A 21,547-nucleotide genomic window follows, 5' to 3' on the forward strand; every position below is an offset into this window, starting at 1 on the left:
CAAGCACTTTGCCTGATATCCTGATATAATGTAGTTTCTGCCCTAAAGCAGAAACATCCATCATTCTCAATTCTCCATTATCCATTCTCAATTTGTTTTTATCTCTACGAACATCCTGTAGTAGAACCACACTCTAAGCAAACTTTACAAGTTCCGTTTTTAACAAGTTTGTTGCTTGAGCAATTAGGACACAATTCAGTATATATTCTCTCTCCAGTTTCTTCAGTAGTATCTATTGAAGATGTAGCAATGCTATCAGCTGCTACGCTATAATCACCTAATGTTTCAGGTTTAACCTGACAACGAGAATAATCATCTAACTCTATATCTATCACCTTGCTTATAAGATCAGATATTGAACTAACATATTTAATGTATGGATGTTTTTGAACATAACCATGTGGTTCGTATTTCTGGCCACGTAACATTCTAGCGATATCTCTTGGGTGTACATGGTGTTGTAACATAACGGATATACTCTTAGAAAGTGAATTTAATAATCCTGTTATTATTGTACCTTCTCTATCAGTTGTAATATATATTTCACAAATCTCTCCATTAGGACGACGGTTTACAGTGGTATATACTTTAACATCGTCTATTTGTGCTGGATGAGTTGTTCCAGTACGTATTCCTAAAGGTTTATCTCTCATTGTGAATTTTGAATGTTGTTGTTCTCTAACCTTTTGAAGAAGTTCTTTATAAGTAAAGTCTTCAAGAGAACGTTCTCTACCATCAGTAAGCTGAGTATTAAGCGGTTGACTTGCCTTTGAGCCATCACGGTAAAGGGATATTCCTTTTACTCCAAGTTTCCAAGAAGTTAAATGAACATTCTTGAAATCTTCTATAGTAGCATTAGAAGGAAGATTTACGGTTTTGGATATAGCTCCAGAAATAAGAGGAGTTAAGGCTGCTACCATAAATACATGGCCTGAATAATGTATAAATCTTTCTCCACTTCCACATTTATTAGCTGTATCGAAAATAGGCAGATGTTCTTTTTTTAGGTGAGGAGCACCTTCAATTTTTCCATCAATTATTTTCTCGTATTCATATCCTTCTTCTTTTACAGTTTCAACTCTAGTTATATAGTTCATTATTTCCTGAACTTCAATATCATTATATCCAAGCTTTTTTAAAGCAGGTTCTATAACTGGATTAGCTATTGTCATATAGCCTCCGCCAGAAAGTTTCTTATATACAATGTGACTAAAGAATGGCTCAATGGAAGTGGAACCACAATCCATTGCAAATGAAACAGTACCTGTTGGTGCAATTACAGAAACCTGTGCATTTCTAAAGCCATTAGCCTTTCCAGAAGTATATGCATTTTTCCAACTCTCTTTAAGTGCAGAGGAAAGGTTAGAGTGATTTAAGTTTATTAATAAATCATGATCAGGCTTAAGTGGTTTATAGTGTAGATTTAAGTAAGGCTCTTCTTCCGCACCAGCCACTATACAATGATTTTTTATAACTCTGAGCATTGATTTCTTGTTTATATTATATTTTTCAAAAGGAGATAATTTCTTAGCCATTAAAGATGATATAAAGTAAGAATGACCAGTTAATACTCCTATTAGAGATGAAGCGATTGATCTAGCTTCAGGTGAATTATATGGAAGTCCCATCATCATCAATAAAGAGGCTAGATTTGAAATACCTAAACCAGTAGTTCTAAACATATGAGTATTAAGTGCAATATCTTCTGTAGGGAAATGTCCCCAGTGTATTGAAGCTTCAAGAGCTAACTGTATAAGTCCTACTAAGTGTTTATAATCATCAATTAAGAAAGAATCAGTTTTTTCATCATAAAATTTAATTAAGTTTATAGAAGCAAGGTTACAGGCGCTATCATCAAGAAAAGCATATTCACCACAAGGGTTTGTGCTGTTAATTCTATTATGTTTAGCATTATACTCTCCATCTGAACCATTAGGGCATGTGTGCCATGCATTAAAAGTATCATCAAATTGAGGTGCAGGATCTGCACATTTCCATGCTGATTCATTAAAAGTATCCCACAGAGAAGAAACTTTAACCTTTTTATCTACTGTACTGTCTACTCTTCCTTTTAGTAATAATTCAGAATCTGGATCCTGAGTCAGATTTTCAACTTTCTTCATAAACTCATCAGATAGTCTCACTGAGTTGTTACCATTCTGACCTGATACTGTTTCATAAGCTTCTCCTTCGAAGCCCATATCATAACCCATTTTACCAAGAGCTCTAACTTTATCTTCTTCTTTAGCTTTCCATGTCATGTAATCTAAAATTTCAGGATGGTCAATATCTAAACATAGCATTTTTGCTGCTCTACGTGTAGTACCACCTGATTTAATAGCTCCTGCGTTCTTATCTAATCCTTTTAAGAAGCTCATTAGACCAGAAGAAACACCACCGCTTGAGAGAAGCTCTCCTTTTGCTCTTATAGTTGAAAAATTAGTTCCAGTACCTGAACCACCTTTGAACAGCTTTGTTTCAGTTACATACTGTTCTGATATGGAATGTGGTCCTAATAATTTATCTTGTATTGAAAGAATAAAGCATGCTGAAGCTTGTGTTCGTGTATAAAAATCTTCAGTCTCTACAACTTTCTTTTCATCTATATCATAATAATATCCTTGTGTGGAACCTTTAATTCCATAGGATAATTTAAGTCCTGTGTTAAACCACTGAGGAGAGTTTGGTGCGAACCTTTGAGATAGAAGTGCATAAACAAGTTCATCATAGAAGATTTTTCCTTGTTCTTCAGTCTCAATTAAACCCTCGTCTTTAAGGGATTCCATCCAAAAGTTAACAAGCCTATGAACAACTTGTTTTAAACTATTTTCATAACCTTGAGAACCAGGTACACCACTTTTTCTAAAGTATTTTGAAGCAATAATATCACAGGCATTTTGCGAATAATGATCAGGAAATTCTAAATCTGTCATATGTACTAATGTTTTGCCAGTTTTATAATCAGTTAATTTAACATTAACTTTCTTCCATTGAAATAAATCATATACATCCTTGCTAGTATCAGCTAGGAGTTCTTTTGTGAAGTGTCTTTTGAAAATATCAGAAATATTTGAATGCATATAACTACCCCTTTCAATAAAGTGCACAATATATAGTGTGATATAAAGTGCTTAACACAATATGTTGTATGCACTTATTAATTTACCATAAAAATATTATTAAGTAAATAGTGTTTTATGATACATATTATTTCATATTTTTCATGATTTTTTTGAAAATTGGTGAAAGGTTGTGAAAAATAAGATTATTCTTTGATATAATTAAATTAAATTTTGATATAAAATTTTTTTAGATATCAAATCATACGGAGGGAAAACATGATTAAAGAATATTTTAATAAGAAACCATTTATCGAAGAAGGTGTATTTTATGCTGAAAATGCTACATTGATTGGAGAGGTAATTCTTGAAAAAGATTCTAGTGTTTGGTTTAATACAGTTCTTAGAGCTGATAATGAATTGATAAAGATAGGGGAAGGTACCAATATTCAAGATAATTGCACAGTTCATGTTGATGAAGGATTTCCTGTTGAAATAGGAAAAGGTGTGACAGTTGGACATAATGTAATATTGCATGGTTGTAAAGTAGGAGATAATTCTTTAATTGGAATGGGCAGTATATTGTTAGATGGTGTGGAAATTGGAGAAAATACTATAATTGGTGCAGGGAGTTTAGTTACCTCAGGTAAAAAAATCCCTTCAGGAGTACTTTGCTTAGGGTCACCGGCAAAAGTAATAAGAGAACTGACACAAGAAGAAATTAAATCTATAGGACATTCAAGTAATCATTATGTTGCAAAAAGCAAGGAATACTTGAAATAATGAAATAAATTGGAAGATAGAATAAAAAGGAAATAAAATAACTGTTGTCGAATATTTATTATAGTGCTGACTTTATATCCTAAATTTCGTAGAATGTAGTGAGAGGTGATTATATGAAGAAAAGTATTAGAAATAAATTATGTTGTTTTTCGGCAATGGTTTTTTTATTTGGAACTAATGTAAAATACGCATCAGGAATTACAGTGAACAGTGAATATAGAGAAATAGTAAATGGGATTGAATACATAGAAAAAGAAATTTTTAGTGATCAGAATTCTAAGTATAAAGTAAATGAGGTAACTATAGATTTAGATAATGAGGATGTAGGAGTTATATTTGCAAAAGAGAAGAAGTATGCATTAGGAAAATCAGAACTCTCTAATCATGTTAATGAGGCAATTGAACAAGGAAATAGAGTTGTTGCGGGAATAAATGGAGACTTCTTTAATGTAAAAGCAGGAATAAGTGTTGGACCTCATGTGGAATATGGAGAGATATTAACTTCCTATACTGCAACATCTGATAGGAGGAAATATCCTCTTATTGTACAAAGGAAAAATAAAAAAATATCTATTGAAAAATTAGAGTTCAGTGGACAAATAGCAGTTATAAAAGGAAATGGTATACATGATTTCCCTGAGGAGTTGCTTGATGAAAAAGATATTTTAAAAACAACTTTTGACTCAGTTAACAGATATGACGAATTTCATGTTAATAGATATAAAATGAATAACTATATAACTGTGTTAACACCTAATTATAGTGAAGATAGAAAATTGAAAAAATCATCATATGCGCCAAATGAAGTTCTTGTTGTTTTAAATAATGTTGTTGATCAATCAAATCATTTATTAGACAGTGGCTTAAAATTGGACAATCAATACAGAGGTGAGGTAGTAAGTATTGGCGGAAACGAAGATGGATACATTCCTGAGAATGGAGTTGTTATAGCTGCAAGTGGCGAAAAAGCACAATGGTTTAAGGAGCATGTTGAAGTTGGTGACCAAATTAAATTAAAAGCTAGTTTTGGAGATCAAGAAATTGAAAGAATTATTGCAGCATATTCTTATTTAGTTGAAGATGGAAAAGGGTATAACGAAGAACAATTAAAAGAAGTTGGATACCAAGGTGGACTTTTAACTAGACAGAGATCGAGAACTGCTCTAGGGATTGATAAAAAAGGAAAGTTAGTAGCAGTAACTTTAGAAGGTGGAACAGCTGTTAATCAATACTCAGATGGAGCATCATTAATTGAATTTGCTCAAATATTGGAAGAGATGGGCTTACAGACTGCGGTAAATTTAGATGGTGGGGGTTCTACAGAAGTTACAATAAAAAACTATGCAGAAGAAGATTTTAAAATAATAAATAGGCCTGAAGATGGTAAAGAGAGAAAGATAAGTAACTCTATATTATTTACAACTAGAAATAATAAAAATGAACAAAAGGTACACTCTATATCAGTAAAAGAACCATTTGTAATACTTAAAAATTCATCTGTCCCTTTAACTGTTAAGGGTGAAAATAAGTATGGATTTGAAGTAAATGTGGATAAGTCTAAGGTTAAGTGGAAGGTTTCAGATTCCTTGAGTAATATTTCAAATGGTATATTCAATGCTGGTGAGGCAAATGGATTAGTTATGTTAGAAGGTGAATATGATAATAAGAAAGCTGTATCTTATGCAATAGTAATTGATGAACTAGATAAAGTTGAGATTAATAGTGGATATGAGATTTATCTTAATGAAGGAGATGAGTTTCAATTTAAAGCAACTGGGAAAAGTTCATACCTAGGAGAGATAGAACTAAATAAAAATAATATAGAATGGAAGCTGAGTGGAAACATTGGTAGTATCGATGATAATGGTAAACTCAAAACATTTAATAGTGGAATAGGTATCGTATATTGCTCTATAGGTGATAAAGTAACAGAAGTTAAAGTTACTGTTGGACAAGATATTGTGGAGATTGATAATTTTGAAGAAAAAAGTTTCTATTATGAAGTAGATGGATTTATGGGTGGAAAGGGCAGCATATCACAAGAAAAGGTATACAATGGAAATAATTCACTGAAAATATCTTATGATTATAGTACATGGAAGAAAGAATATAATGGAACAATAAATTTAAAACTAGATGGACAAGAAAGTAAAAAAGCATCTTATGGAAGACCTGAGTATTTATCAGCAATGGTTTATGGAGATGGAAAAGCACCATGGATGAGAGCAAGCTTCACTGATGCTAATGGAGAGGAATTTACTGTGAATATGGCATCTGAGATAGATTGGATTGGATGGCGTGAAGTAAGGGGAGAGATACCAAGTGAAGTAGCCTTACCTATTAAATTAGAAAAAATATATTTTGTTGAAACACATAAAGATGTTGAAAATAAGTCAGGAGAAGTTTATCTTGACGATATTATGTATATTTATAATAGTTCATATAAGAACTCTAAAAAAGAACTAACATCTAAAATTGAAGGAATATATCCATTAAATAATATGAGTATAAATAATGGAAAGTTCCTTATAAAAGCTAAATTATATGACGAGGTTACTGTTATTGATCCATATTCCATTAAAGTATTAGTAGATGGAGTAGAGGCAAGATTTCTTTATAATGAAGAATCAAAAGAATTAATTGCAGTTCCAGATAAAGTATTAAAAAAGGGTGCGCATATTATTACTATTAATGCTAAGAATATTTATGGTGAAAGCGCTAGAAGATTAAAGATAGATGTAAATGTAGAATAGGGGTAGAGATATGTTTCAATTAAAAGGAATCGAAAAAATGAATGAAGAGCAGAAGCTAAAATATATTCTTAATAAACTGCAGGCACAGCTTAGTTCCGAAGAAGATGAATTAGCCAATATAAGCAACGCAACAGCTATACTTGATGCAATACTTGATAGAATTAACTGGGCAGGATTTTATTTTATTAAGAATGAGGAACTTGTACTTGGACCTTTTCAAGGTTTGCCAGCATGTAACAGGATACAGATAGGAAAAGGAGTATGTGGTACAGCAGTACTTGAAAAAGAAGTTCAGAGAGTAGAGGATGTTCATAAGTTTCCTGGACACATTGCATGTGATTCAGCCTCTAAGTCTGAAATAGTAATACCTATAATAAAAAATGACATTGTTTATGGAGTTCTGGATATTGACAGCCCAGAGTATAATAGATTTACAGAATTAGAAGAGAAATATCTTGTGAAATTCGTGGAACTTTTAAATGAATACGTAGACTGGAAAAGAGTTATAAAATAATAGCCAATTGACAACTAAGGAGGTTTCTGCTCAAGATCAGAAACCTCCTTTGTAATATGATCAATAAATTTGAGGAGTAGAGAAATGGTAAAAAAAAATTTATACGAAAATGGTTTTCTTATAAAAGAAAGAGACTGTGAGACTATAGAATATCATGGTGTTCAAGGATATTGGCCTATTGATATGGATACAGAAGGTATTGAAATAAATGAAAAAAGATATTTAGACAAATATTGTGACGATAATATTTACGAACCATCTAATTATGATGATACAGTTGGGGTTTGTAATGATATGGAGTATTTAAACAGGTATTTAGAGGGATGTATAAAGGCTAAAATAAAAGTAGATATCTTGTTTTGAAGCACTGACAGGCAGTATCCTAAAAGTTGTATTAATGTTGAGACTTTCAAAGAAAACTTGGAGTTTTTAGGATATGATTATGCATATCCAGGGGCACTTTATTATTCTTCTATTTATCATGAGTTAAGTGTAGTTAATGAGTTATGTATAGATAATAAGCTCAATGGTTTCAAATTGAATAAATATGGATTATTTAACACTTATGATGAACTGTTAAAGTTCATGGAAATGAGAGAAAATCTTAAGGTTAAATATCCATATACATTTGAATTAGGTGATTTTGTTGTATACAAAGTATGGAGATACATTAAGAACAAAAAAATGTAGCTTCTCGCGTAAGCGAGAAGCATCCATCATTCTCAATTCTCAACTCTCAATTCTCAATTTATTTTGAAATCCTTCTTTTAAATATTTTAATTATTTCATTAACAATAAGTGGTACTAATGAAAGTATTATAACTGTTATTAACAATGTACCAGTTAAGAACTTAACTTTAAAGATTGCTGCTATAGGAGGTACAGAAATTACTATTAATTGAAGAGCTAATCCTATTAGCATTGAAATTATAAGGAACTTATTAGTAAATAGACCTACTTGGAAGATTGACTTTTTACTATTTCTTAAGTTAAAGCTGTGAACAAGTTGAGACATACTTAATACAACAAATGCCATTGTACGTCCAACTGTAAGTGCTTCCTCAGTTATATCTTCAGGCATTAATGGGAATATACCTGAAATACCCATGGTATGTTTTATACCAATCATAAATGCAATCAAAGTCAAGATACCTATAATAAATCCATTAAGGAAAATAAATGGACCTGTTCCTTTAAATAAACTTTCTTTTGGATTACGAGGTTTATCTTTCATAACATCCTTATCACCAGGATCTACACCTAAAGCAAGTGCTGGCAATGTATCAGTTACAAGATTAACCCATAGTATATGAATTGGTATTAATGGAGCAAACCAACCCATAATAATTGCTAAGAATAGAGCAATTATTTCACCAATATTACATGAAAGCAAGAATGCAATTGTCTTTTTGATGTTGTTATAAATATTACGACCTTCTTCTACTGCTCTAACTATAGTTGAGAAGTTATCATCAGTAAGAATCATATCAGAAGCATCCTTAGAAACATCAGTACCAGTTATACCCATTGCAACACCTATATCTGCCATTCTAAGTGAAGGTGCATCGTTAACTCCATCACCAGTCATGGAAACGATATTTCCTTTGGATTTAAGTGCTTTTACGATTTTAACTTTATGTTCAGGAGATACACGGGCAAATACTCTTAATGAATCAATCTTTGAGTTTAACTCTTCTTGAGATAAACTGTCAAGAGTTACTCCATCCATTGTCTCATCTATAGAAGAAGCTATACCTAATGCTTGAGCTATAGCGAAGGCGGTATTTTTATGATCTCCTGTAATCATTACAGTTCTTATTCCGCTTTCTTTACAAGTTTTTATAGAATCCTTAACCTCTTCACGAGGAGGATCAATCATACCTACCATACCAATAAAGGTTAAGTCTTTTTCTAAATCTGAAATGTTAATATCTTTATTTGGTATAATTTTATATGCTGAGGCAATTACTCTTAATGCTTCATCAGACATATCATAAGATTTTGAAAGAACTTCTTGTTTTAATTCATCAGTAAATTCAATAGGCGTATTATCTATGAGTATTTTATTACATAGATTTAAAAGATTATCTAATGCGCCTTTAGTCATTACATAATATTCACCATTATATTCATTTACAGTTGTCATTAATTTTCTATCAGAATCAAAAGGAATCTCGTCTACTCTTTTATGAGTTTTTTCAATTTCATCTTTAAAAATATTGTACCTAAAACCAGCTTCTAAAAGAGCAATTTCAGTTGGATCACCAGTAGAGTTATCTTTGTCAAATGTAGCATCATTATTTAAAACAATATTTTCAAGAAGTAATGAATTTGTTGGATTTTCCTTTGAAAGTTCATCTAAACTTCCAAATTTATTATCACAGTAAAATTTGGTTACTGTCATTTTATTCTGAGTTAATGTTCCTGTTTTATCTGAACATATGATTGAAACAGAGCCTAAAGTTTCAACAGCAGGAAGTTTACGAATAATGGCATTCTCTTTAATCATTTTTTGAACACCCATAGCTAACACGATTGTAACTACTGCAACTAAACCTTCAGGAATTGCGGCTACAGCTAGGGAAATTGAAATCATAAACATATCAAAGACTTCTCTTCCTTGAAGAAGTCCAACAACAAATATAAGAGCACATACTCCTAATGCTAGGAAACCTAATAGTTTTCCTACATGATCAAGTTTCTTCTGAAGAGGTGTTTTTGTATCAACTTCTTCATGAAGAAGTTTAGCAATCTTACCTATTTCGGTATCCATTCCAGTACCAACTGCAATACCTACACCTCTACCATATGTAGCTAGAGTAGATGAAAAAGCCATATTTTTTTGATCACCTAAAGGTATTTTATCATTATCAGAAATTATTTTATCATTTTTTTCTACAGGTACTGACTCACCAGTTAATGCTGATTCTTCTATCATTAGATTTGCAGACTCGATAATTCTCATGTCACATGGAATATATCTACCAGCATCAATTACAATAATATCTCCTGGAACAACTTCCTCAGAAGAGATTTCTTTTAAAGTACCATCTCTTTTTACAAGCGCTTTTGGAGTTGAGAGTTTCTTTAAAGCTTCTAAGGATTTTTCAGCTTTGTTTTCTTGTACTACACCAATAACTGCATTAACAAGTATAACTATTCCAATTATGATAGAGTCTGTTAGTTCTCCTAATATACCAGATACAATTGCAGCACCAAATAAAATATAAATCATAACGTCATTAACTTGTTCAAAAAACATACGTAAAATTGATTTTTTCTTTTTTTCTTTTAATTTATTGTATCCATGTTCTTCAAGTCGTTTTTTTACTTCATCAGTTGATAGACCATTCACAATATCGCTATTCAGTTCTTTGGTAACTTCAGTAATGTCTTTATTAAACCACATCATATCACTCCCTTAAATCATACTTAACTCTATTATTTGTTTATCTTTAGATTTTAGTCCTTTTTCATAATTTTATGAAAAGTTTAAATATAAAAATAGTTGACAGTGGACAGTTGACAATGGATAACGAATGATATTTCTCTCTGAGAAATTTTAATAATATTGTTCATCGAACAATAAAGGGTTTACTCATTTAATTTACAATGAAACATTGTATTTAAAATGTAATATTTTATCTAAAGATAAAATGAACTGAAACCTATTGTTCTTAAGAAAAATATAATGTAGTTTCTGTCATGTGACAGAAACATCCATCGTTGTCCGTTGTCAACTGTCAATTGTCCACTGCTTTTAAAGGGTTTTAATTTTTAATGTGCACGAATCGCGTGCTTTAGGTCTTAATACAATATTATGCCTAAGGTAGCAGAAATTAGTATAACTAATATTGGATGCGTCTTTTTAAATAATAAAAATAATGATATTGAAGCAATAATAAATCCTGTAATATCTCTATAGCTTGTATATGAAAGTTTAATGAAAACAGAGAATATTAGAGCTATTATTGCAGGTCTCATACCTAATAATGAAGCTTTTAGTAGTTTAGAATCTTTAAATTTTGAAACAAAATGATGCAATACTGATACTAATATAAAAGAAGTAAGTACAACTCCAGAGGTCGCGGCAAGAGCACCTACAATACCAGCAGAAGTAAATCCTACAAAGGTTGCGGAATTAATTGCTATAGGACCAGGTGTCATTTGAGAAATACCAATAATATCAATAAAGGTTTCTTTTGAAATCCAATGATAATTTGTTACAACTTCTCTTTCAATAAGAGGTAACATAGCCATTCCACCGCCAAAAGCAAAAGTTCCAATTTTCCAAAATACTAAAAATAATTTTAACAATATATCCATATATTATACCTTCTTCCTAAAAAATATAATACCACAATTAATCGATAAAATAATTAAAAAAATGGGATGTAGATTAAAATATAATAAAAGAAAAATAGAAATAACCATAATTGATAAAGTTGGAATGTTCTTTTTAAGTGATTTCCCTAATGATATTATGGCAAATAAAACTAACATAGGTACAGCGGCTTTAATACCATTAAAACCTTGAATAACAATTGGGTTATTTCTAAACTTAACAAACAAGATAGAAATAATAATTATTATACAGAAAGAGGGAATAACTACCCCTAGCAATGCGAGAAGTGCACCAATTACTCCACGAATTTTATAACCAACAAATAAAGATGAATTAACAGCCAAAGCACCTGGCAAACTTTGAGATAGAACAATTATATCTACAAAATCATCTTTAGAAATCCACCCCTTATTATCAACGAATTCTTTCTCGATAAGAGGTATCATTGCATATCCACCACCGAATGTGAAGGCGCCAATTTTTAAAAAACAAAAAAACATTTGAAAAATCTGTTTCATAATTTTCCTCCGTAACAATTAAATAATTAAAAAAGTCTTGATAAATATCTTTGTAAATGGTAAAATTTACCTATAAGCCAAAACTATATCATATCATAAAGTAAAGCCTAAATTATGTAAAGAATTAATTATTAGTGAAACTCAATTATCAATAGTTTATTTATAATCTACATTTTCTTTATATAATCAATAATTTAGCACATATCAATCATATCAAACTAATAATTTATCAACAATACCCATGTGAAAATAAATAATAAACTATAAAAATTTTAGATTAAGTACATTAAATAATGATTTAACAAGAAATTTTAGCAGCTAGCAAGGGGGGGAGGGAATTTAATAGCTGTTTAAAATAAATTTATGTTATGGAGGATTTAATGAGAAGAAGGAGATTATTTTCGTTTTTAACTTTGGTATTTGTTTTATTTTTTATTTCAGCACCAGCAGCTAGTGCTGATGAGGGCAAGAAGAATGAATTGAAATTTGTGAAATTTAATCAAGAGAAGTTATCAAAAGATAATAAAGTATCAATGAATGAAACCATTGACGTAAATAAGGCAGTTCAGGTATTGAAAGATAATTTTGAGGAATTTAGAGTAAAGCTTCCAAAAAATTCAATGAAAAAGGTAAAGATTAAAAAGGATAAATTAGGATTTACTCATGTAAAAATGCAGCAGACTTTTGAAGGTATTCCTATATACGGAAAAGAATATATTGTTCATTTCGATAAAAGTGGAAAAGCTTATGCTGCAAATGGATATGTTGAGTTTGATTTGAATAAGAAACTTAGTATGAGTCACCAAAAAAAAGTTAAAGAAACTAAGGTGAAGGAAAAGGATAAGAAATTAATACTTCAAGAAATAAATAAAGAGCAAGCATTACAAATAGCATTAAAGGCTACAAATGCAGGAGAGTTACAAGCAAAGCCTGAAATTGATATGTATTACTATGAACATGAGGGTGAATATTATAAAGTCTATAAAGTAAGGGTTAATTTCTTATTACCTGAGCCAGGAGATTGGCATGTATTTATTAATGTTAATAATGGAGAAATTCTAAATAAATATAATGCAATAGCATATGCTAATAGTGATGCAACTGGTGTTGGAGTTCTTGGGGATTCAAAAAGTTTTAAAGTAACGTATACAGGTGGAGAATATAATCTTATTGAAACAAAAGCATCAGGCACTAGGGTAATTACTTATGATGCTGGAAATAGAACTTTCTTCCCTCAATGGTTCTTACCTGGGGATGTAGTTGTAAGCGATGACAATATTTTTGATAGCAGCAGAGATGGGGCAGCTGTAGATGCACATGTCTATGCAAGTAATGTTTATGACTATTATAAAGAAATATTTAATAGAAATAGCATTGACAATAATGGTATGGATATAAAATCATCAGTACATTATTACAGAAATTATGTGAATGCTTTCTGGAATGGATATCAGATGGTATATGGTGATGGTAATGGAGTAGATTCAATTGAGCTATGTGGAGCTCTTGATGTTGTTGCTCATGAAATAACACATGGAGTTACTTCACATGAAGCAAATTTACAATATCAGAATCAATCTGGAGCATTAAATGAATCTTTCTCAGATGTATTTGGAACTTTTGTTGAATTTAAGTATCAATCTAATAAAGCAGATTGGTTATGTGGAGAAGATATATGGACACCTAATGTTGCTGGAGATGCATTAAGAAGTATGTCTAATCCAACATTATACGGACAACCAGATCACATGAATAATTATCTTAACACAACTGAGGATAATGGTGGAGTTCACACTAACTCAGGAATACCAAATAAAGCTGCTTATCTGGTTGCAACGAGCATAGGTATAGAAAAAACTGAACAAATTTATTACAGAGCTTTAACAGTATATTTAACTACTACTTCAGATTTTTCTGATTGCAGAGCAGCATTGCTTCAGTCTGCAGAAGACTTATATGGAACAGGGACAGAGTATAACGCTATAGTAAGTGCTTTTAATACTGTAGGAATATACTAAATATTAAAAATACCCTTCGGGGTATTTTTATTACTCATAAAAAGGAGACAATAAATGAGAAAAAAAATTATACTTATTACTGCAATTATTATTGTGTGTATATGTGCTATTCTTTTTCTTGAGAATTTTGAAGGTGATTATGTGAAGGGATCTAAAACAGTTAATCAAAAGAGTACAAAAATATATCTCAAAGGTGATATTGGGCAATTGGAATCTAACGATATAAATCAGGTTATTGATTTTTTATGTACTAGCAAAAAAATAGGGCAAAATATTAATGCAAAAGAAGAATTTATTTTAAAGAACAAAGAAGTTGATTCAATTGGGTTTACCCACTATAAATTACAACAAGTGGTAAAAGGAGTTCCAGTATATAATGGGGAATTAATTGTCCATGTAAAAAAGAATAATACTATCTATTTGATTAATGGAAATTATCATAAACAAGCTAAAGAAGTTTATCTTAATTTTGAAGAGCTGTTAGAGAAAAGTGAATTAGAGAAAAAAGCTGTAGAGGCAATAGATACATGTGAAATGAAAAAAGGAGAAATAGGAGAGAAGCTAATATATAATCATAATGGTGAATATACTTTAGTTTATGAAGTGAAAGTATATTGTCTTTTATCAGCTGATAAAATATATAGAGTGTTTATAGATGGATATACAGGAGAGGTTTATGATTATTATAATATTGTTATGACGAAATGAAATCAAAACATTTAGAAGAAATGTATAATGTATAATGTAGAATGGATAATGGATGACATTTCTCTTCGAGAAATTTTATTTGTGTTGTTCCTTGAATAATAGAATTGTACTCGATTTACCTTTGGTGAAACATTGTACTTGAAATACAATATTTTATTATTGTTATAAAATGAGTAAATTCCTATTGTTTCTAAAGAACAATAAAAATATAGGTTCTGACCTAAGTCAGAACCATCCTTCATTATACATTATCCATTATCAATTATACATTTGCTTCTATCTTTGCCAAGTATTGCAACTTGCATCAGATGGCATTCTCAAATCCCCACGTGGAGATAAACTTATAGTACCAACTTTAGGGCCATCAGGTAGAGTTGAACGTTTAAATTGAGAATTGAAGAATCTCTTGATAAACTTATCTAGCCACATTTTTATTACATCAGGTTTATAATCTTCTTTAAATGCATGTTGTGCTAAAAATAATATTTTATCGTAAGAAGCACCACTCTTCATAAAGTGGTAAAGGAAGAAATCATGAAGCTCGTATGGGCCTACAATATCTTCAGTTTTCTGAGCAATATTGCCTTCTTCATCCTTAGGTAATAACTCAGGACTTACAGGTGTATCATTTATATCATAAAGTATTGATTTTATAGTTTCAGAAACCTCATAATCAGCAACATATTTAACTAAAAATCTAACAAGTGTTTTAGGAATGGAACAATTTACTGAATACATTGACATATGATCACCATTAAATGTGCACCAACCTAAAGCCAACTCAGATAAATCACCGGTTCCTATTAATAGTCCACCTTCCTTATTCGCTAGATCCATCAAGATTTGAGTTCTTTCTCTAGCTTGAACGTTCTCATATGTTACATCGTGAATATCTGCAGAATGACCTATATCTTTAAAGTGTTGAAGGCATGCATCAACAATATTTATCTCTCTTAAATCACATCCTAAGTTTTTGCATAAGGATACAGCATTATTGTAAGTTCTATCAGTAGTTCCGAATCCAGGCATTGTAACGGTTACAATATTTTCTCTAGGTATGTTTAACATATCAAAAGTTTTTATTATAACAAGTAATGCAAGAGTTGAATCAAGACCACCAGAAATACCTACTACAGCCTTATTAAGATTAGTATGAGTATGACGTTTTGCTAAGGCATTTTTTTGAATGTTGAAAATCTCCTTGCATCTAACTTCAATTTCATCTTTGTTTTTAGGTACAAATGGATGTTTATCTATATATCTATCAAATGAATTAATTGTTTTATTATTTAAAGTGAATTCAACAGTTCTACATTTGTAAGGACAAGTTTTAAGACTATCTCGGAAACTTACATTTCTAATTCTCTCCCCATTTAACCTACTAACATCAATTATTGAGGTTATAACTTCATTATCTCTTTGGAATCTTTCATTCTCTTTTAATATACTGCCATTCTCGCTTATTAATAAATGACCTCCAAATAATAAATCAGTAGTGGATTCATGAACACCAGCAGAAGAATATATGTAAGAACAAATACCTCTGGCACTTTGATTGCTTACTAATGAACGTCTGTAATCAGCTTTGCTTACAAGTTCATTAGAGGCCGATAGATTACATATTATATTAGCACCTTGAAGAGCAAGGTAACTACTTGGTGGAATTGTAACCCATAAGTCTTCACAGATTTCAATTCCGAAAACAAAATTATCACTTTTGAATAGTAGATCAACTCCAAAAGGTATATTCTTTTGAAATGGTAAATCTATTTCTCTATTCACAACCTCATAACCTTCAGTGAACCATCTTTTTTCATAGAATTCACTATAGTTAGGTATATAACTTTTAGGGACTATACCTAGGATTTTACCTTTATATATTGCTACACCGCAATTATATAAACAAGAGTGATGTAAAATAGGCGCACCAACTAGGATTAGCATGTCTTTAGAAATTGAAAAATCGCATAACTCCTTAAGTGCCTCAGTTGAAGCTTCAAGTAGCTGATTATGTAAAAATAAATCACTACACGTATATGAAGTGATGCATAATTCAGGTAGAACACAAACTTTAGAACCAGCTTCAGAAGCTTTGTTTATACAAGTTTTTATGTTTTCTAAATTATATTCTATATCAGCTACATTAGTCTTTGGACAAGCGGAAGAAACTTTAATAAAAGAATTTTTCATATATAACAATCCTTTCTTACAGAGATTATAAGTGAAAACTAGATTTATACTAGGTTTAAGGTGTACTGAGATTTTTAGAATACATAAACCAAGTTTCACAATTGAATCTCTTTAGTTAAATTTTAGATACAAAAAGTTAAAAAAAATATAATCTAACACATTATTCATTATTTCAATTTTATGGTATAATACTATTGGAGAATTATATAACAAATAATACCTTATATTTTCAATATTTATTTAAAAATAAAACAAAGAATATTTAGAAAATATAAGGAAAATTCTATACATAATTAAATCATTTAAATTTTATCATAAAACTCTTAAAAAGCAAATACGAGGTAGATGTTAATGAGAAACTGGAGTTTGAATCATTTAGAAGTAGAAGGAATAAAATGGCATATATCTGGAGATGTTATAACTAATGCAAAAGTACCTGTAAGCAATAGAGATGGGTTTAACTATTCTTCTAATGCTGTTAAAATTCCTAGAATATTCTATAGATTTATAGGAATAAAAGAAAGTTTGAATTCTTACAAGACTGAATTATTTAAAATTGACAAGGAGTTATCTAAGTATGGTTCATTATACTTAAGATTCGATAAAGGTTTAAATAGAGAGATTAGCTTAGGTACTTTAGGTAAATTAGATAATGCTTGGAATAGAATATATGCTATGGGTGGTATAAATTCCAACACCATAATTGAAGAAATTGAAAAAGAAGGTTTAGTACCTGTTTTTAGTAATAAAATTTTAGAATTACAAGTTAAGAATAACTTGAGAGGACTATTAGAATTTTATATAAGAAACAATGAAGATATTGAAAAATCAAAGATTAAATTGATTATAAATAATATTATTCATTGGTTGAATCTGTATTTTAAAAAGCTTATAAAAGATTTTGAATATACATCTATTAATCCTAAGATATTATATTTTGGGGAAATATCCATAGAAGAAGTTATTTTTCTTAACTTTGTATCTACATTGGGTGTAGATGTATTATATTATAATCCTCTAGGAGATGAAACTTTTGAGAAATTTGATCCTAACGGAATTTTTTCTACTGAGATTTTGTATAACACTAGAGAAGCATTAGAGGAATTTCCAAAGGAAGATACTGATAGATATAAAACATCAGCATATGAAGCTAAGGAATATATGAACAAGAATTTATTTACAGATGAATCTGGATTTTATAGACCTTGGCAATTTGTTGAGTATGAAATAGAGAATGTTACTCTAAAAACAACTTATGAAGAAATAAAAATTTGGATAAAAGAGAATTCTCAATTTAGAGATGGATGGAAGATTGAAGGAAAGAAGTTGTTTATTCCCAATATTTTTGCAAAAATATCTGGAACACATAGTGACTTAAATGAATATTGGAGAGAAATATCTAAAATAATTGAGCTAAAGAATGTACTGTTCTATGATAAACTTCCATTAAATAAAAAGGTTTTTCATATAGAATACAATAAGTTTAGTGATATCTATCCAAGAGGAGCTTATTCTGAATTTGATATATATAAATTACTTAGAGCGCCTTGGTGGAAATATAAAGATTTAAGATTGGGGCTTCAAAGAAATATTGCTGAAAAAATTAAGGAAATAATACTGAATCCAATAATTCAAAATATTGATGATGAAGAGTTAAGAGATTTTCAGGTTTATCTTTTTTCAGTATTAATTAATTTAGATCCAAAGATTATGGAATTACTTCAGGGGTTTGATTATCCAGGGGAAGTTCCTAAAATTATTATATATAATAATGAAAAGAATGGTAATCTTACGTATGAAGATAGTATTATGCTTGCATTCTTAAATAGAATGGGAGTAGATATTATGATTTTTAATCCATCTGGTTATTCAGATATTGAAAGATTTATTAGTAAAACAGAATATGATAATCATACTTTAGAAAAAATGAGGTTTAAACTAGATTATCAAAAAGGAGCAACAGAAGAGAAAAAAGGATTTTTTAAGAAATTCTTCGGTAAATAGATAGATTAATGAAAAGGAGAGATTATAATGAGTGATGTACAAAACAATAATTCAGGAATAATTGAAGTAGCAGAAGTAGATGTTGAAAAAAAAGCCGTAGAATATCAAACTCAGCTTAGAGAGTCTGAGGAGGTTAAAGCTCTTTCTACAACTATTGATTTCAAAGATGCTAATGCAGTATTAAATTTTGGTAATGAGCCAGCGGAAGAAATCTCAAAATTTGCTGATAATATTTTAAATAATATTAAAGCAACTAGTGCTCAAGGTACTAGTGTAATGATAAAACAACTTACAGAAATAATGAATAAATTTGATAGAAAAGATTTTGAGAAGCAAGAGAAAAAAGGATTTTTTGCTAAGATGTTCGGAAAAGGCGAAGATGCAGTAGCAAAGATGATGAATAAATATAAGTCTATAGGTGGAGAAATAGACGTAATATATACAGAAATAAATAAGTATAAAAAAGACCTTAATGATGCAAATATAATGCTTGAACATATGTATGAGCAAAACTTTGAATATTACAAGCAATTAGAAAAATATATAGCGGCTGGAAACATAATGGTTGAAAGAATTGAACAAGAAGAAATTCCTAAAATGCAGGAGTTAGCAGCGTCTGGTGATCAAGTTGAGGTTATGAATTTAGAAAATGCAAAATCTCAATTAGAAATGTTAAAACAAAGAATTTATGATTTAGAAATGGGTAAAATGGTTGCACTGCAGACTGCTCCTCAAATAAAAATGATTCAAAAAGGAAATTATAGATTAGTTTCAAAAATACATTCAGCATTTGTAATTACTATACCAGTATTTAAAAATGGAATCATTCAAGCAATTGCTTTAAAGAGACAAAAATTAGTTTCTGATTCATTAAGTGAACTTGATAGAACAACTAATGAACTTCTAATGAAAAATGCTGAAAGCATCAAAAACCAAAGTATTGATATTGAGAGATTATCAGGGGGAAGCAGTGTTAAATTAGATACCCTTGAAAAGACTTGGCAAACAATCATGGAAGGTATTGATGAAACAAAGAGAATTCAAGAAGAAAACAATCAATTAAGAATTGAAGGAACTAAGAGAATTCAAGAGATGAATGGAGAAATGAAACAAAAACTGCTTAAATAAGAAATTTTGAAACAAAGCTTAGGTTGTTAACTTCCTGAGCTTTTTCTATGGTGAGGAAAACTATTTAAAAATATAATTGAAAATGGACAGTTGAAAGTGGAAAACGAATGATATTTCACTACGTGAAATTTTAATTGTATTGTTCCTTGGTCAATAGTGGTTCACTTGTTTCATTAAAAGTGAAACATTGTATTTTAAATACAAGATTTTATCTTATAGATAAATTGAGTAAAATTTCTTTGATTTAAAGAACAATAAGATGTAGTTTCTGACCTTAGTCAGAAGCATCCATCGTTTTCCATTTTCAATTGTCAATTCTACATTTGTTTTAAAGGTTCTTTGAGATAAGGGGTGAAATTATGAAAAAAATCATTCTAACAGGTGGTGGTACATCTGGTCATGTTAATCCCAATATTGCTTTAATACCTGAATTAAAAAAATTAAATTATGAAGTGCATTATGTGGGAACAGAAGAAGGAATTGAAAAAAGATTAATAAATGAAGTTGACATCCCCTTTCATTGTATAAGTACAGGGAAATTAAGAAGATATTTTTCTTTTGAGAATTTTACTGATGGTTTCAAAATCATATCAGGTTTGTTTCAATCTATACATGCTATTAGGAAAATTAAGCCTAATCTTCTATTTAGTAAAGGTAGTTACGTATCCTTTCCTGTAGTTCTTGCTTGTTGGATTCTTAGAGTACCAGTTATTATTCATGATTCAGATATGAGTATAGGAGTAGCAAATAGACTTGCTTTTCCTTTTGCAAAAAAAATATGCTATTCATTTCCAGAGGTGGCAGGGTATATCCCTAAAGCAAAAAGGGTATTTACTGGAGTACCTATTAGAGAATCAATTAAAAGGGGAAGTGCTGACAAGGGGTTTGAAATATGTAAATTTTCTAAAGAAAAACCTGTTATTCTAGTTATGGGGGGAAGTTCAGGATCGAGAATAATAAATTCGGCAATACGTGATAATTTAACTATACTATTGGAAAAATATCAAATATGTCATTTATGTGGTAAAAATAAACTAGATAAAAACTTTTTAAATATTGATGGATATGTTCAATTTGAATATGTAGGTGAAGAACTTGCTCATTTTTATAAAATGGCTGAGGTGATTGTAACAAGAGCAGGGGCAACTGTTGCAAATGAGTTATTAGTTTTGAACAAACCAAGCTTGTTAATTCCCATGGAAGCAAGATTTACTAGAGACGACCAGATACTAAATGCTCAGTCTTTAAAAAAGAATGGATATAGTGAAGTATTATTTGAAAAGGATTTGAGTAATGAAAGATTATGTAAGGAAATAGATAATTTATATACTTATAGAGAGAGGTATATACGCAATATAAAATCAAGGAATACTATTGATGCAGTTAAAGTTGTTATTGATTTGATTGAAGAGTATTCAAAAGAATAAAGAGTTAAAGCGGGTTCTGATTATAAATCAGAACCTAAAGTTTTTAAATAAAAAAATAAGTGTTTACTGTTTTAGCTGACATACAATCCGTTACTTGAAA

15 protein-coding genes are annotated in these 21,547 nt (G+C 30.1%); 10 read left to right on the forward strand and 5 right to left on the reverse strand.

Translation table 11 applies throughout. The features are described from left to right. Positions 1 to 104: 104 nt before the first annotated feature. On the reverse strand, positions 105 to 3,080 hold the full coding sequence (locus tag OW730_RS08170; RefSeq protein ID WP_271228553.1) for a vitamin B12-dependent ribonucleotide reductase: 2,976 nt from the start codon (positions 3,078 to 3,080) through the stop codon (positions 105 to 107). Positions 3,081 to 3,338: 258 nt separating this feature from the next. On the opposite strand from OW730_RS08170, the gene OW730_RS08175 reads away from it, so the two are divergent. From OW730_RS08175 to OW730_RS08195, 5 genes are all read left to right on the forward strand, one after another. Continuing rightward, complete coding sequence (locus OW730_RS08175; RefSeq protein WP_271228554.1) at positions 3,339 to 3,842, forward strand: gamma carbonic anhydrase family protein; 504 nt, start codon at positions 3,339 to 3,341, stop codon at positions 3,840 to 3,842. 113 nt (positions 3,843 to 3,955) lie between these two features. After that, positions 3,956 to 6,595, forward strand: a complete 2,640-nt coding sequence (locus OW730_RS08180; protein ID WP_271228555.1) for a phosphodiester glycosidase family protein — start codon at positions 3,956 to 3,958, stop codon at positions 6,593 to 6,595. Positions 6,596 to 6,605: 10 nt separating this feature from the next. Next, positions 6,606 to 7,109 carry a GAF domain-containing protein gene (locus tag OW730_RS08185; protein ID WP_271228556.1) on the forward strand — a complete coding sequence of 168 codons (504 nt, stop codon included), beginning with the start codon at positions 6,606 to 6,608 and terminating at the stop codon, positions 7,107 to 7,109. Between the two features lie 84 nt (positions 7,110 to 7,193). Continuing rightward, entirely contained in the window at positions 7,194 to 7,472 is a 279-nt protein-coding gene (locus tag OW730_RS08190) for a hypothetical protein (RefSeq protein WP_271228557.1), read from the forward strand. Positions 7,473 to 7,529: 57 nt separating this feature from the next. Then, the gene (locus OW730_RS08195) at positions 7,530 to 7,799 is read left to right on the forward strand and encodes a hypothetical protein (RefSeq protein ID WP_271228558.1); all 270 of its coding nucleotides are present in this window, start codon (positions 7,530 to 7,532) and stop codon (positions 7,797 to 7,799) included. A gap of 58 nt (positions 7,800 to 7,857) precedes the next feature. On the opposite strand, the gene OW730_RS08200 is transcribed toward OW730_RS08195, so the two are convergent. From OW730_RS08200 to OW730_RS08210, 3 genes are all read right to left on the reverse strand, one after another. After that, positions 7,858 to 10,518, reverse strand: a complete 2,661-nt coding sequence (locus OW730_RS08200) for a cation-translocating P-type ATPase (RefSeq protein ID WP_271228559.1) — start codon at positions 10,516 to 10,518, stop codon at positions 7,858 to 7,860. Positions 10,519 to 10,916: 398 nt separating this feature from the next. Then, positions 10,917 to 11,435: a chromate transporter gene (locus OW730_RS08205; RefSeq protein WP_271228560.1), complete on the reverse strand. Its 519-nt coding sequence runs from the start codon at positions 11,433 to 11,435 to the stop codon at positions 10,917 to 10,919. A 3-nt stretch (positions 11,436 to 11,438) separates the two neighbouring features. Next, positions 11,439 to 11,972 (reverse strand): chromate transporter, encoded by a 534-nt coding sequence (locus tag OW730_RS08210; RefSeq protein WP_271228561.1) that lies wholly within the window; start codon positions 11,970 to 11,972, stop codon positions 11,439 to 11,441. A gap of 380 nt (positions 11,973 to 12,352) precedes the next feature. Between OW730_RS08210 and OW730_RS08215 the strand changes: the two genes are divergently transcribed. Further along, on the forward strand, positions 12,353 to 13,990 hold the full coding sequence (locus OW730_RS08215) for a M4 family metallopeptidase (protein WP_271228562.1): 1,638 nt from the start codon (positions 12,353 to 12,355) through the stop codon (positions 13,988 to 13,990). Between the two features lie 54 nt (positions 13,991 to 14,044). Continuing rightward, positions 14,045 to 14,698 (forward strand): PepSY domain-containing protein, encoded by a 654-nt coding sequence (locus OW730_RS08220; RefSeq protein WP_271228563.1) that lies wholly within the window; start codon positions 14,045 to 14,047, stop codon positions 14,696 to 14,698. Between the two features lie 276 nt (positions 14,699 to 14,974). Here the strand turns inward: OW730_RS08220 and OW730_RS08225 are convergent, their stop codons facing one another. Further along, positions 14,975 to 16,888: an NAD(+) synthase gene (locus tag OW730_RS08225; RefSeq protein ID WP_271228564.1), complete on the reverse strand. Its 1,914-nt coding sequence runs from the start codon at positions 16,886 to 16,888 to the stop codon at positions 14,975 to 14,977. A gap of 351 nt (positions 16,889 to 17,239) precedes the next feature. On the opposite strand from OW730_RS08225, the gene OW730_RS08230 reads away from it, so the two are divergent. From OW730_RS08230 to OW730_RS08240, 3 genes are all read left to right on the forward strand, one after another. After that, positions 17,240 to 18,892: a YceG family protein gene (locus OW730_RS08230; RefSeq protein WP_271228565.1), complete on the forward strand. Its 1,653-nt coding sequence runs from the start codon at positions 17,240 to 17,242 to the stop codon at positions 18,890 to 18,892. Positions 18,893 to 18,919: 27 nt separating this feature from the next. Further along, entirely contained in the window at positions 18,920 to 20,020 is a 1,101-nt protein-coding gene (locus OW730_RS08235; RefSeq protein WP_271228566.1) for a toxic anion resistance protein, read from the forward strand. Between the two features lie 359 nt (positions 20,021 to 20,379). Then, positions 20,380 to 21,447, forward strand: a complete 1,068-nt coding sequence (locus tag OW730_RS08240) for an undecaprenyldiphospho-muramoylpentapeptide beta-N-acetylglucosaminyltransferase (RefSeq protein ID WP_271228567.1) — start codon at positions 20,380 to 20,382, stop codon at positions 21,445 to 21,447. The last annotated feature ends 100 nt before the right edge of the window (positions 21,448 to 21,547 follow it).

This window comes from Oceanirhabdus sp. W0125-5, from assembly GCF_027938815.1.
Lineage (GTDB): Bacteria > Bacillota > Clostridia > Clostridiales > Clostridiaceae > Oceanirhabdus.